Annotated in this window: 11 protein-coding genes and 1 pseudogene; 5 read left to right on the top strand and 7 right to left on the bottom strand. The window is 61.5% G+C overall.

Translation table 11 applies throughout. The features are described 5' to 3' along the window. Positions 1-251 precede the first annotated feature (251 nt). From NW855_RS06950 to NW855_RS06935, 4 genes and pseudogenes are all read right to left on the bottom strand, one after another. Positions 252-536: a hypothetical protein gene (locus tag NW855_RS06950; protein ID WP_011429333.1), complete on the bottom strand. Its 285-nt coding sequence runs from the start codon at positions 534-536 to the stop codon at positions 252-254. Continuing rightward, on the bottom strand, positions 533-1,048 hold the full coding sequence (locus NW855_RS06945; RefSeq protein WP_228375408.1) for a thylakoid membrane photosystem I accumulation factor: 516 nt from the start codon (positions 1,046-1,048) through the stop codon (positions 533-535). The genes NW855_RS06950 and NW855_RS06945 overlap by 4 nt, the downstream gene beginning before the upstream one ends. Positions 1,049-1,174: 126 nt before the next feature. Beyond that, a complete protein-coding gene (locus NW855_RS06940; RefSeq protein WP_414402327.1) occupies positions 1,175-1,882 on the bottom strand; it encodes a ribulose bisphosphate carboxylase small subunit in 708 nt (235 codons plus the stop codon). Further along, positions 1,880-2,257: pseudogene (locus tag NW855_RS06935) on the bottom strand (AAA family ATPase); the annotation flags it as partial. The gene NW855_RS06940 and the pseudogene NW855_RS06935, both read right to left, overlap by 3 nt. Before the next feature lie 362 nt (positions 2,258-2,619). Here NW855_RS06935 and NW855_RS06930 point away from each other — a divergent pair. Then, a complete protein-coding gene (locus NW855_RS06930) occupies positions 2,620-4,074 on the top strand; it encodes a cation:proton antiporter (RefSeq protein ID WP_414402328.1) in 1,455 nt (484 codons plus the stop codon). 1 nt (position 4,075) lies between these two features. Here the strand turns inward: NW855_RS06930 and NW855_RS06925 are convergent, their stop codons facing one another. Beyond that, positions 4,076-4,666 (bottom strand): FHA domain-containing protein, encoded by a 591-nt coding sequence (locus NW855_RS06925; protein ID WP_011429337.1) that lies wholly within the window; start codon positions 4,664-4,666, stop codon positions 4,076-4,078. A 105-nt stretch (positions 4,667-4,771) separates the two neighbouring features. Here NW855_RS06925 and NW855_RS06920 point away from each other — a divergent pair, with 105 nt between their 5' ends. The 4 genes from NW855_RS06920 to NW855_RS06905 all read left to right on the top strand — a co-directional run bounded on the left by NW855_RS06920 (position 4,772) and on the right by NW855_RS06905 (position 7,084). Further along, positions 4,772-4,990 (top strand): NAD(P)H dehydrogenase subunit NdhS, encoded by a 219-nt coding sequence (locus NW855_RS06920; protein WP_011429338.1) that lies wholly within the window; start codon positions 4,772-4,774, stop codon positions 4,988-4,990. Positions 4,991-5,020: 30 nt separating this feature from the next. Beyond that, positions 5,021-5,755: a low-complexity tail membrane protein gene (locus NW855_RS06915; RefSeq protein WP_011429339.1), complete on the top strand. Its 735-nt coding sequence runs from the start codon at positions 5,021-5,023 to the stop codon at positions 5,753-5,755. Positions 5,756-5,876: 121 nt separating this feature from the next. Then, positions 5,877-6,677, top strand: coding sequence for a hypothetical protein (locus NW855_RS06910; RefSeq protein ID WP_011429340.1), 801 nt, complete (start codon positions 5,877-5,879; stop codon positions 6,675-6,677). Between the two features lie 152 nt (positions 6,678-6,829). Continuing rightward, complete coding sequence (locus NW855_RS06905) at positions 6,830-7,084, top strand: DUF2949 domain-containing protein (protein ID WP_041438079.1); 255 nt, start codon at positions 6,830-6,832, stop codon at positions 7,082-7,084. 340 nt (positions 7,085-7,424) lie between these two features. On the opposite strand, the gene NW855_RS06900 is transcribed toward NW855_RS06905, so the two are convergent. Further along, on the bottom strand, positions 7,425-10,625 hold the full coding sequence (locus NW855_RS06900) for an efflux RND transporter permease subunit (RefSeq protein WP_414388759.1): 3,201 nt from the start codon (positions 10,623-10,625) through the stop codon (positions 7,425-7,427). Positions 10,626-10,692: 67 nt separating this feature from the next. Further along, positions 10,693-12,000, bottom strand: coding sequence for an efflux RND transporter periplasmic adaptor subunit (locus NW855_RS06895; protein ID WP_099812481.1), 1,308 nt, complete (start codon positions 11,998-12,000; stop codon positions 10,693-10,695). Positions 12,001-12,285 lie beyond the last annotated feature (285 nt).

The raw sequence follows: 12,285 nt of genomic DNA, 5'->3' as shown, positions 1-12,285 counted from the left end.
TAGCCCTGCAGTCGGCAAACCGACCGCGGACCTCTGGGCTGGTTTACAGCAGCCCCAATCGACCGTTCCCAGTGCCTTAAAAGCCGTTTCTGGTGCCCGCAACACTAGGATAATTCAGAAGCAGCTAAAGCTGCCTAAGCCGAACAGAGGCAGAAAAGGCGAGGTCTTGCAGTCAAAACTGAACGGTCTGGAGCGTCGCATGCGCATGGGAAGGAGCTCCGGGATCCAAGGGCTTTTAATCTTAACGGGTGCTAGCTCAGCGCCCAGCGCTGCAGGGCAATGCCGAGGAGCAGGCCCAGGCCGCCAAAACGCAGCACCTGCCAAAAGGTGGCAGGAACGGGGTTAAACACTTCCAACAGGTAGGCTTGCAGACGTTGTTCCAATTGGCTGACTTCCGCCTGGATTTCAGCCCAGTGTTCGGGGGAGAGCTGGGATAGGCGCTCCAGCTCGCGCAGGTCGGCCAGCCGCGCTTGCAAGATCTCGAGCTTGGCTTGCAGAGCCTCAAGGGAATCGGGGGAATCGGGAGGAGCGGTCACGGCTGCGCCTCGGCTGGGGGGGCGGGGGAACGGGATCCGGCAAACCCGGTTTGGATCTCGTTGAAGGGTTTGGCTTGGATCACCCCTGGGGGGACGGGATCCAACTGGAAGAGGGCGCGAATGGCGTTTTCCACTTCGGTGATGGGGCGGTTGCCAATGGATTGGTAGACGAGGTTGCCCTGGGAGTCAAAAAGCAGGGTCTGGGGGACTTGGCCGCTGTAGTATTGGCCACGCTCATCCCCAGGCAGGAGGGAATCGACAGAATAAGGAATGAAATAGACTCCCCAGCCATAGCGAACTTGCAGGTTGGCCAGGGTGGCTGCGTATTTTTTGCAGTCGCTGCTGTCGTCGATGTAGTACACCAGCAGGGCCGGGATCCCTTGTTCTTTGGCCTGTTTCAGGGAGACACGAGGGGGGATCATGCCGCCGTTGGAGCCATAGAGGGCAAAGATGTTGCCGTCGTAGCGGTCGTCGTTGAGGAGAGCATGGGCAGGCGGAGACAACCAGCCCATTAACACGACGCACAAAGCTACCAGGAGAAGACGCAGCCACAGCATGATTCAAAACAGCATGATCCAGGGAGGATTGTCGGGCAGAGGGGAGGCTCTCTCATTGTGCCATTTTGCCCCGGTTCAGTCTCAGGGGCGGTGGATGATGGCCTCGACCCGCCGTTGTTTTTTCACCGGATCTACGCCCACCAGCCGGATGTAGTCCTTGGGAAAACGGCTGAGGCACTGCTCGACAGCCTGACAGGCAGCGGCCCATTCTCTCAGGTGGGCAACTCCACACTCCTGCCAGGAATGAACGCGGTAGCGGCGCGGATCCGCATGCTCCACCAGGATCTCATAGCCTTGGGCCAGGATCTGGCGAAGCTGGGCCTGCACGTCTGGGTTGAGGGAAACTGGGGCAGGATCGGCCGAGTTGGCAGCCACAGGAGGAGGGGATGGCGGGGAAGCGGGGGGCGGCTCTTGAGGAGCGGAGCGCCGGAGGCCAAGGTATTCCTCGGAGAGGCGACGGGCTTCTACTTGGTGTTGCTCGGCTTTGAGCTGGTGGCCGGCCTGGATCAACTGCTCCAGAGAAAATCGCGGTGGCGGAAACTGGGGGGCGCCCTCTTTGCTTTTGAGCAGGCGAAAGGCAATCCCTTCCAGGCCGACTTCTTGGATAAATTGCCATACCTGCTCGTCGTAGAGCTGGGCGCGCAGGGCGCCGAAAAAGTCGATGGCCTGCTCGGGAAAGGCGTCCACCAGGCGCTCAATCTCCTCAAGAGACAGCCCGTCGGCTTGAAAAATGCCGTGAACGATGTGGATGCGGTCGGTGCGGCTGGGCTCCCAGTAGAACTTGCGCATGCGCCCATCGCGGATGAGGGGGGCATAGAGGGTGGAAAAGTCGTTGCCGGTGGCGATGATGGGCACCCGCGGCAGGGGCTTGGGATCGTAGCTGCCGGGAAGCTGCACGTTGGTGGGGTTGTCGGCGATGTTCATCAGGGTGGCGCTCACCAGTTGGGTGTTGACGGTGTACTGGGTCATGCTGTTCAGGCGACCGGCGCCGGCATCCAGGTCGTTGATCATCAGCACGGCCATCTGGCCAAATTTGCGGATGTGCTCGGCAGCTTCACGGTAGCGCAGGCGAATCATACGGGCGGGATCCCCGGCGTCGGGACTTTCCAGCTCGCCCCCCGAGATGTGGACGGCATAGACCTTCATGCGCTCAAAGATGAGGTTGCATTGGGATGTAGTAGCTCATCGGTGGGCCTTAGCTTGGTTGCGAGAGTTTCTATTTCCTCCATTGTCGTTCTGGGAAGTTGGCCCCTGCCCCTCCTCGGCCCAATTCTCGGCGGGCAGCAGGGACAATACTCCAGATAAGTGCTAATTATCTGGACTATCGGCAAGGGGAAAGAGTGCCCACATGGGCGTTGCCATGGGATTACGCGGGAGGTTAGTTTTTGTAACAGTCTTCCGGCAGGGCGACCCCAGAGATGGCAACACAAGCTTTTCTGGCGCTCTGGTCAGGCCGGCTTAGACGAAAAGCTGTCCATCTAAGTAAGGGTGAGATCTTGCTGTTGAATTGCCTAAGCTCTGTGTTGCTGGCTGTCGAAGCCGCCGCTCCCGTCGAGGCGCCAGGGGGAGACAACCTCTCTTCCTTGATCTTGGTGGCGGTGCTGCTGGCCTTGGTGGTCATCTACTTGGCCAGCCGCGTTGGCGGAGAAATGGCCGTTCGCCTGAGTTTTCCCCCCGTGCTGGGAGAGTTGCTGGGAGGGGTGTTGGTGGGCGGTTCTGGCCTGGGGTTACTGGTTTTTCCCGAAGGGCCGCTTTCTGCCGAGGCGTTGCCTACCTTGGCCCAGTCCTCAGCTCTGATGCAGATTCTGCAGGCCACCGCGGGTCTTGACAAGGGATCCCTGGTGCAGGTGTTCTCCTCCCAAAGCCAGATCATCGACATCCTCTCGGAGATGGGGGTGGTTATCCTTCTCTTTGAAATTGGTCTTGAGTCGGATCTGGGGGAACTGTTGCGGGTTGGCCCGCAGGCGGCGGCCGTGGCCGTTATTGGGGTTGCTGTGCCCTTTGCGGCGGGAACACTGGGCCTGCTCTACCTCTTTCACGTGCCTGTCATCCCTGCCATCTTCGCCGGGGCGGCTCTGACGGCAACCAGCATTGGCATCACCGCCCGCGTCTTGGCCGAGCTGCAAAAACTCACCTCCCTCGAAGGGCAGGTGATCATCGGCGCCGCCGTCCTGGACGACGTGTTGGGCATCATCATCTTGGCGGTGGTGGCCAGCTTGGCCAAAACCGGAGAGGTTGACGTCGCCGATGTTGGCCTCATCGTCGTCAGCGCTGTCGTCTTTCTCGTCGGCTCTATCGTCTTGGGGCGACTCCTCAGCCCCTACTTTGTGGCTCTCCTCAACAACCTGAAAGCCCGCGGCAACCCCCTTTTGCCCGCTCTGGTCTTGGCTTTCTTGTTGGCCTACGTAGGGCAGGTGATCCACCTGGAGGCGATTTTGGGCGCTTTTGCCGCCGGCCTAATTCTAGGGGAAACCGACAAGCGCCAGGAGCTAGAAGAACAGATCAAGCCCGTTTCCGACCTGCTGGTGCCCATCTTCTTCGTCTGCGTCGGGGCCAAAACCAACCTCGCCGTGCTCAACCCCACCCTCCCCGCCAACCGCGAGGGGCTGATCATTGCCGTCTTCTTGGTTAGCGTTGCGATTGTGGGCAAGCTGGCCGCCGGCCTGGGGGCGTTCGGCAAGCCGGACATCAACCGCTATGCCATCGGCGTGGGCATGATCCCGCGCGGCGAGGTGGGCCTGGTGTTTGCCGGCGTGGGAGCGGCCAGCGGGGTTCTCTCCGAGGCTCTCGACGTCAGCATCATCGTCATGGTGATCGCCACCACCTTTATCGCCCCCCTCTGGCTGCGGGGAGTATTGATCGGGGAAGTAGACTCTCCTCCTTCTCTCCTGGATCTGCAGGCAGAAGCATCAGAGCAAGACCGCGTCGAAACCCCATCAGCTCGCTCAGACTCAGAGCAGGTGGGCATTCCTGAGAGTTGAATCACCTCGACTTTCTCCCCAAACGTCCCCAGAGCGTCTGGAACAGCAGCCACAGCGGGTTGCGACGGCGGGATCCCACGTCTTCAACCTTCTCCGCCCTCTCCTGTTGGGGCAAAATCACCCGCATCGAGGGCGGGTCAAACCGCTGCATCGTTGTGGAGCGCCGATCCACCACCTCCGCCTTTAGGCTGCGAAAGCTGACAGACTGGAGATACCGCTGAAACTCTTCGTTCGACAACTGGCGAATGCAATACTGCATCCGCACCTGATCCCCCAACTGGATCTGATCCCCATCCTTGAGATCCCAGCTCAGACATTTCTGCCCGTTTACTGAGATGCCATTGGTGCTGCGCTTGCCTTCGATATTGCCGTCCAACAGCCGGTAGGTGTAGCCACCGCCTTTTTGCGGCAGCCGCAAGAGCAGCGCGTGCTGCCGAGAAACCGCCGCCGAATGGACGACAATGGCGTTGCTGGGATCCCTGCCGATGGAATAGGTGGCGGCACTGAGGGCCACAGCCCGCCGTCCCTGCTCGTCATCGATCACCAGCACATGCCAAGTCTGGGAGGGGGAAGACGCTGGGTCAGCAGGCATCGTTTGGGGTTGGCTTTGCCAGAGAAAGGTTCGGCAGAAGAAGGGCCTTCCTTCATAATGATAGGATAGGGCTTAGCCACCCGCGAGGAATCGTAAACAGCCGCCATGACTGCAACTCCCTCCCTTCTTCAGGAACTTCCCCCCATCTACCCTGGCGTGGCCGTGCGGGTCATCAATCCCAACGATACCTACTACCTCTTTGAAGGACAAGTACAGCGGGTTACCGACGACCATGCCGCTGTCCTCTTCGAGGGGGGCAACTGGGATAAATTGGTTACCTTCCGCCTTTCGGAATTGGAAGTGGTGGACAAGTCCCGCCGCTAGCTCCGCTCCGCTTTCCTCTAGAACTTCCCCATGCGCAGCCATTGGCAGGAACCTTTCCTTTGGATCCATGCCGCCGGGATCCTCCTCTTCCCCTTGTGGATTGGGCTAACCGTCATTGGGTTGGCCACCGGGGATCCTCTCCTGTCGGTGGGAGTAGAGCAGGCCGCAGTGGCCGTGGCGGGCATTGGGCCAGTCTTTGCCATGCAGTGGCGCAAGCCCTTCGATGTCTTCAGCCTGTGGGTGGCCGCCGTTCCTCCCGAGGAACTCACCCCCGACCAACGCCGCATCTTGGCTGCCTTCCTCAGCCCCGAACACAAGATCTTGACGCTATTGGCGGCACTCCTGCTGCTGGAAGTCTTTGAGCGCCTCTACGACTTCGCCCCCCTCTTTGCCCCCCTCACCCCTGGCAACGGCACCCGTCTGGCCGGCCTGGCCATAGCCGCCTTCGGGTTTTGGGGGGCCAACCTGTTCTTGCAGATCCCCCTTGCTGCAATACGGGTACTTCTCCTCAGCGAGCCGGAGCTGGCCCAACTGGATCCCATCCCTGCTGAGGAGATCGAGAGCCGCTTCTCCGTTGTTGGCGATCGCCACACCCCGCTGTTGCAACGGCTGCTGCGCCGGATTGCCGCAGTCCCATCGCAGGCACAAAAAGATGGAAATCAGAGACTCGACTGTAAAGTAGAAGTAGCCGAAGCTGCCGGCTCAGATGCCGAATCCGAAGGACGGGAGGCTGCCACACCGGAAACGACCCCTGACTTCACTTAGACAGGTTGCTGGGACGGATTTCTACCCCAAAGAAACTGCAGCTCGATGCTAGAGTGGATGGGATCCAGACTGTTGTCTGACCATCGGCGTTCTCCTGATCTTCGAGGCTACCGCACCGGCAATGGCGAGCAACTTTTCCTTCCGCTTTAAACAGTTCACCCAACGCCTCAGAGAAACCACCCAGCTTCCCCAGTTTTTCACCGAGCAAGCCACCAGCGAAACCCAAAACCTCGCGCGGGAGTTGGCATTGGTTGGGGAATACGCCACCCAGCTCAGCCAGGTGGTGATGGAGGTGGACTTCCTCAACCAGCTCTACACCCGTCTTTTGAACGAGCGGGAAGTGCTGCAGCAGGAAAAAGACAACTTAGAAGCGCGGGTCTTCGAGTTGCAGCAGGAGCGCAACGAGACTGAACCCCAAGTGATGTACCTACGTGAACAACTGAGCCAGGCCGCCTTTCAACTGGAGCAAACGCAAAACCGCGAGCGCAGCCTCAGCGAGCGGGAACGGCAACTGTCGGAGATCGTGGCCCAACTGGAGCGCCGGCGGGCTGTGCTCAACCAGGCCATCGAAAACCTCACCAACCAAGAGGCCGATTACACCGTTCGCAACAAAGAGCTAGAGGCCGTCATCAAAGATAACGAGCGCAAAGCCAAGCAATACCTAGAAGCCGCCAACCACTACCGGGCGTACTTGGAAGAGCTGAACGCCCAGATACAGGAAGCTCAGGCCAAGCTGAGGAGCCTCGGTGTTGAGCCCAAACCCGCCGACCTGCCGCGGCTTGAGGATATGGAAAAGCCAACTCCCATCCCCACGCCGCCGCCCTCTACTCCCATCGGCTACCCACCACCCCAACAGCCTCCTCCACCCCAGTCGGGCGGCTACTGGTCGGACAGCCCCTTCGATGACGATCCCTGGAGCTAGGGGCTATCCCAACAGCGCTTGTAAGTCAGCTCTGCGGCAAAGCTCAGTGCCCTCTGCCCTGAGCCGCCTTGGGAGAGCTGAGGGAGACGCGTACCCTAAAGAAGAGATCCACAGTAGGGGATCCAGCGTCCAGTTACACCCAAGCCAGACCTATGGAACTGACTGTGCCGGATTTGCAAGCCCTCAGCCAATGGGATCGGCAGTTCTGCCGCTTTGCCGAGCAGCAACAGCTCCTCAAGCCCAAACAACTGGCCTTGGCCCTGAAGATCCAGCGGCAGCAGCACGGCCCCCTGGCCTTGATCCTCTGGCAGTTGGGGTTTGTGGGCCTGCAGCACTTGGCGCAGTTTTGGGAGAGAGTATCTGGCGACGCTGACCCGGAGCTGCTCCAAGACAAGGCCTTCGGCTGACAAAAAGGGTGACTGCTGCCGTCTGTTTTCCTGGCCGAGGAGCGAGACTGCAGTATGGCCTTTTCGGACTCCACCGTCACTCATCCTGAAAGTCCTGTAGCGGTGAGCTGCGGCTCCCTTCCTGCAGCGCCGCCCGCCCCCCAGCCACCATCGGGTGAATCTTCTGGTTAGCTGACCTGTTGTACTTGGCCGACTGCCGCTTGCGTAAGCAGAAGAGGGAAAGACAGCACTCTGCACCGCTCCTGCAAGAGGGTGGCTGGGCGCTCTTTCAGCGTGGTTGGCCTACCAACCCTGTCGCTGGAAAAAGCTGGAATCCACAGCCATAGGTTTTGCCCTGCAATCAAGTCGATTCTTCCGGCAACAGACCCTTGGGATCCTCCGGCGGCGGCAGATGGGCCAGATCCCCACGGGATTCGCTCCCCAAAACTCGCGCCTGGATTCTCTTGATCACGACATAGAGCACCGGCACCACCAGCAGGCTGAGCAGGGTCGAGACGAACATACCGCCGATAACAGCCGTGCCCAGAGACTGGCGGCTGGCAGCCCCGGCGCCACTGGCCACGGCCAGCGGGAAAATCCCCAGGATCGTGCTCAGGGCCGTCATGAGGATGGCGCGGAAACGGGTCTCCGCCGCCTGGATCGCGGCCTTGACCAGCGGGATCCCCTGGGCAACCAGTTGGTTGGCAAACTCCACGATCAAGATCGAGTTCTTGCTGGCCAGACCGATCAACATCACCAGCCCCACCTGGCAAAAGATGTCGTTGGCCAGGCCCCGCAGCAGTTGGGCCGAGAGCGCCCCCAGAACCGCCAGCGGCACCGCCAGCAGAATGATCAAGGGATCCACATAGCTCTCAAATTGGGCCGCCAGCACCAGGAAGACGAACACCGACCCCAAAGCGAAGATCAGCGGCGCCTGTCCCCCCGACTCGATCTCTTCCAAGGACAGGCCCGACCACTCGAAGCCAAACCCCTGCGGCAGCAAGCGGGCAGCCAGACTTTCCATAGCCCGAATGGCTTGCCCTGAGCTGAAGCCCGGCAGCGGGCTGCCCTGGATCTCCGCCGAGCGGAAGAGGTTGAAGTGGTTGATGATTGCAGGGCCGGTGGTCTCCTCCACCTGAACCAGGGTGCTCAAGGGCAAAAGCTGCCCCTGCCCACTGCGCACGTAGAACTGGCCGATACGTTCGGGGCTGCCCCGGAAAGCCTGATCCGCCTGCACATAGACCCGGTAGTTGCGGTTGAACAGGTCGAAATCGTTGACATAGGTGCCCCCCAACAGGGTCTGCAGCGTGCCGAAGACCTCGGCCAGCGGGATCCCCAGCACCTGGGCCATGTCCCGATCCACCTTGACCTGCAACCGGGGGGAGTTGGCGTTGAAGGTGGGCGGGTTAATCCGCACGCCCAGGGGGGGTTGGCCCGGCGGGGGCGGCGCGTTGCCCACGAAGAAAAGCGTGTTGGCCGTCTGCTGCAGCAGGTTGAAATCGTTCACCCCCCGATCCTGGAGCTGGAAGGTGAACCCGCCCGTAACCCCCAAATCGGGAATGGCTGGCGGCAAAATCGGGATCACCAACGAGCGGCTGATCCCGCCCAAAAAGGGCCCGAACAGCCGGTTGACAATCGCCTGCGCCGATTGTTCCGGTCGCCGCCGCTCGTCCCAGGGCTTGAGGGTGGCGAAGATTAACCCGTTCCCCGGCGAGGGCCCGGTAAAGCTGAACCCCCCCACGATCACCTGGTTTTCGATTTCCGGGATCCCGTCCAAAATGGCGCTGGCCTGCCGGATGACCCGGTCGGTGTAATTGAGAGAAACCCCCGGCGGCCCCTGGATGATGGTGATGAAAAAGCCCTGATCCTCATCCGGCACAAACCCGGTCGGCACGACCTGGAACAGCCAGTAGGTGAGGCCCAGACAGGCGACAAACCCCGCCACCACCAGCAGCCGCAGCTTCACCACCAGCTCCAGGAACCGACGATAGGCGGCGCGGATCCCTTCCACGGCCCGGTCAAACCAGCGCAACAGCCAAAACATCTGCTCCGAACGGGGGCGGATCAGCAGCGCCGACAACGCCGGAGCCAGGGTAATGGCATTGAAGGTAGACAGCGAAACCGATACGGCAATGGTGACGGCAAACTGCCGGTAGATGCGGCCACTGGTGCCGGGAAAGAACGCGATTGGCACAAACAGGCCCAACAGCACCAGCGTCGTGGCGATCACCGCCCCCAGGACCTCGTTCATCCCCGCCGAGGCCCCCTGCAGAGGCCGCATGCCGCGGTCGCGGATGTAGCGGGAGATGTTCTCCACCACCACGATGGTGTCGTCCACCACCAGGCCGGTGGCCAAGGTGAGGCCGAACATGGTCAGGGTGTTGATGGAAAAGCCGAACAGGCGCACAAACGCAAACGTCCCCAGCAGCGCCACCGGGATCGTGACAGTGGGGATGAGAGTGATGCGCCAATCCTGCAAAAAGATAAACAGCACCAGCACCACCAGGACAATAGCCTGCAGCAGGGTGAAGATCACCTCCTGCACCGACTCCGTAATAAACAGCGTGGCGTCGAAGGCGATCTCGTAGATCAAGCCGGGCGGGAAGCTACGGGAGAGCTCCGCCAACGTCTGCCGCACCTGCCGCGACACCTCCAAGGCGTTGGCATCCGGCTGCTTGGTGATGGCGATCCCCACCGCCTCCTGGCCGCCGATGCGGAAGAACGTATCGTAACTTTGGGCCCCCAGCTCCACCCGACCCACGTCGGCAATGCGCACCAAGCTGCCGTCGGGGCTGGCTTTGAGCACAATTTGGGCAAACTCCTCCGGCTGCGACAGCCGCCCCGTGGCCTGGACGCTGATCTGAACCTCCTGATCCGGGGGGCTGGGCTGGCTGCCGATCTGTCCGGCAGGCACCTGGATGTTTTGCTGGCGCACGGCGTTCACCACATCCAGCGCCGTCAGCCCATAGCCGGCCAGCCGCGTCGGATCCAGCCAGATGCGCATGGCATAGGTGCGCTCCCCGAAGACGATGACATCGCTGACGCCGCGAATGCGCCGCAGGGCATCGCGCACGAACAGCTCGGCGTAGTTGCTCACAAACAGCTCGTCGTATTCCCCTGCCTCTGAGCGCAGCGCCACCACCTGCACAAAAGCGCTATCGCCGGCCTTTTCTACACTAAGGCCGTTTTGGATCACCTCTGCCGGCAGCCGCGCCTGCACCCGTGCCACCCGGTTTTGCACATCCACAGCCGCCGTGTCCAGATCCCGATCCGGGCTGAAAGTGACGGTGATCTGGCTGGTGCCGTTGCTGCTGCTCACCGAAGAGATGTAGCGGATGCCCTCGACGCCGTTGATCTCCTGCTCCAGCACATTGGTTACCGCCGTCTCCACCGTCTCGGCATCGGCTCCAGGGTAAACGGCGGTCACCCTCACCGCCGGCGGCGCCACCTGCGGGTAGTAGTCCACCGGCAATAGGGGAATGCTCACCGCTCCCACCAGCACAATGATGATGGAGCAGACGCTGGCAAAAACAGGACGGCGAATGAAAAAGTCGACAAACATAGGCCAGGGATCCGCGTAAGGAGTAGAAGGGGATGACCAAGTTGGGAAACCGCTCAAGAGGACAAATCTAGGGCGGGGATCCAGGCGGTCTCCCCTCCCCTTGCATCCTCTGCTGCAAAAGCACCTCATCGACAATCGGGGCGCCATCGCGGATTTTTTGCAGGCCGCTCAGCACAATCGGCTCGTTGGCCTTCAGCCCCTCCAGCACCTCGTAGCTGTTGCCGTAGAGGGATCCCAGCCGCACCGGCCTTTGCACCGCCACCGCCCCGGGGGGCTTGCCCTCCTCAGGTGGCTCTGTCGTCTGCACCGTGTAGACAAAGGTTTGGGCGCCCAGACGGGCTACCGCCGTTGCCGGCACCAGCAAAGCTGGCCGCTCCTCCCAGAGGATGCGGGTTCGCACAAACTGGGCTGGTCGCACCAGCGGGCCGTAGGCCTTGCGCAACTGGCCGGCGGGGTTCTCCAGCAGGGCCTTGGCCAGCACCGATTGCGTGCTGGCATCGGCTTCAGGCGCGATGAAAGAGATTTGGCTGGTGCCGATCACCTCGCCGCGGCTGTCCAAGATCTGCACCGGTGTGCCGATGCGCAGGCGGGGGGCCTGCTGCAGCGGGATATTCAGGTTCAGCTCCAGCGCCTGGGTTTGGGTCAGGGTGGTCAAAACCGTCTGGGGCGTCACATAGTCCCCCTGCCGCACCAACACTTCCCCGACAATACCGGCAAAGGGAGCCGTGACCTGGAAAAACTGCAATTGCACCTGCTGCCGCTCCGCCTCGGCCCGGGCCCGCTCCACCTCCCGCTCTGCCCGCACAATGGCCGCCTCTTGGGCCCGGATCTGCTCCTGTTGCGCCGCCAAGGCCGCCTCCGCCTGGCGCAGATCGCGGCTGGACTGATCCACTTGCGCCTGGCTGATGGCCCCCTCGGCCAAGAGGCGCAGGTTGCGCTGGTGTTGATCCCGGGCGAACTCCGCCGCTGCCTCCAGCCGCAGGCGATCCGCCCGCAATTGGCTGAGCACGGCTCGGCTGCTCTCCAGGTTGGCCTGAGCCGCCGCGATCCCGGCCGCTTGGCCGGCCACCGCCGCCTGTTGTTGCCGGCTGTCGATGGCAAACAGAGGCGCCCCGGCAGAAACCTGGGATCCCAGCCGCACGAACACCTGGGTCACCTGGCCGCTCACCTGGGGCCGAATACTGGCCACCTGCTGGGATCCGAGGCTGGCGATGAACTCCGACGTCTCCTGAATGAGCCGTTCTTCCACGGCGCCGATGGCCACCGGTGTCGGCTGGCCTTCTCCACTCTCCATGCCGCGAGGGGGCCCGCCGGGCCGACAGGCAGCCAGGAGCAAAGAAAAACCCAACAGCGGCAGAACTGTTCGCAATCGCATCCTCAACCTGCTCCCCCAACGAGCACCCAAACAGAGGGATCCCCCATCTGCATTGGCTCAACCAACCAAGGTAATGAGCCTGTGCCTTCCTGTGCCTGTGCAAAAGCGCTGGCCATCCTTCCCAATCCAGAACTAAGTTGACACTCCCGCCGCCTGAAGGCGGGGGATTCTTACGCAGTCCACAGAAGGACCCGTAACGGCGTTGTCAAAGCGCCTCTAGACAGTTCCTTAAGGCAAAGCCCCAAGGTTCTGCTGACTTTCTTAAGCAGGTTGGCGGCAGCATTT

The sequence above is a fragment of the Synechococcus sp. RC10B2 genome (genome assembly GCF_047502635.1).
Note: the sequence above shows the minus strand (reverse complement) of the source record. Positions and strands in the feature narration are given on the sequence as shown.

Bases quoted from the DNA above. Each gene is read 5' to 3' on its own strand.
- NW855_RS06945 (WP_228375408.1), bottom strand. From the start codon at position 1,048: ATGGGCTGGTTGTCTCCGCCTGCCCATGCTCTCCTCAACGACGACCGC.
- NW855_RS06940 (WP_414402327.1), bottom strand. From the start codon at position 1,882: ATGCGCAAGTTCTACTGGGAGCCCAGCCGCACCGACCGCATCCACATC.
- NW855_RS06925 (WP_011429337.1), bottom strand. From the start codon at position 4,666: ATGCCTGCTGACCCAGCGTCTTCCCCCTCCCAGACTTGGCATGTGCTG.
- NW855_RS06920 (WP_011429338.1), top strand. From the start codon at position 4,772: ATGACTGCAACTCCCTCCCTTCTTCAGGAACTTCCCCCCATCTACCCT.
- NW855_RS06915 (WP_011429339.1), top strand. From the start codon at position 5,021: ATGCGCAGCCATTGGCAGGAACCTTTCCTTTGGATCCATGCCGCCGGG.
- NW855_RS06910 (WP_011429340.1), top strand. From the start codon at position 5,877: ATGGCGAGCAACTTTTCCTTCCGCTTTAAACAGTTCACCCAACGCCTC.
- NW855_RS06905 (WP_041438079.1), top strand. From the start codon at position 6,830: ATGGAACTGACTGTGCCGGATTTGCAAGCCCTCAGCCAATGGGATCGG.
- NW855_RS06900 (WP_414388759.1), bottom strand. From the start codon at position 10,625: ATGTTTGTCGACTTTTTCATTCGCCGTCCTGTTTTTGCCAGCGTCTGC.
- NW855_RS06895 (WP_099812481.1), bottom strand. From the start codon at position 12,000: ATGCGATTGCGAACAGTTCTGCCGCTGTTGGGTTTTTCTTTGCTCCTG.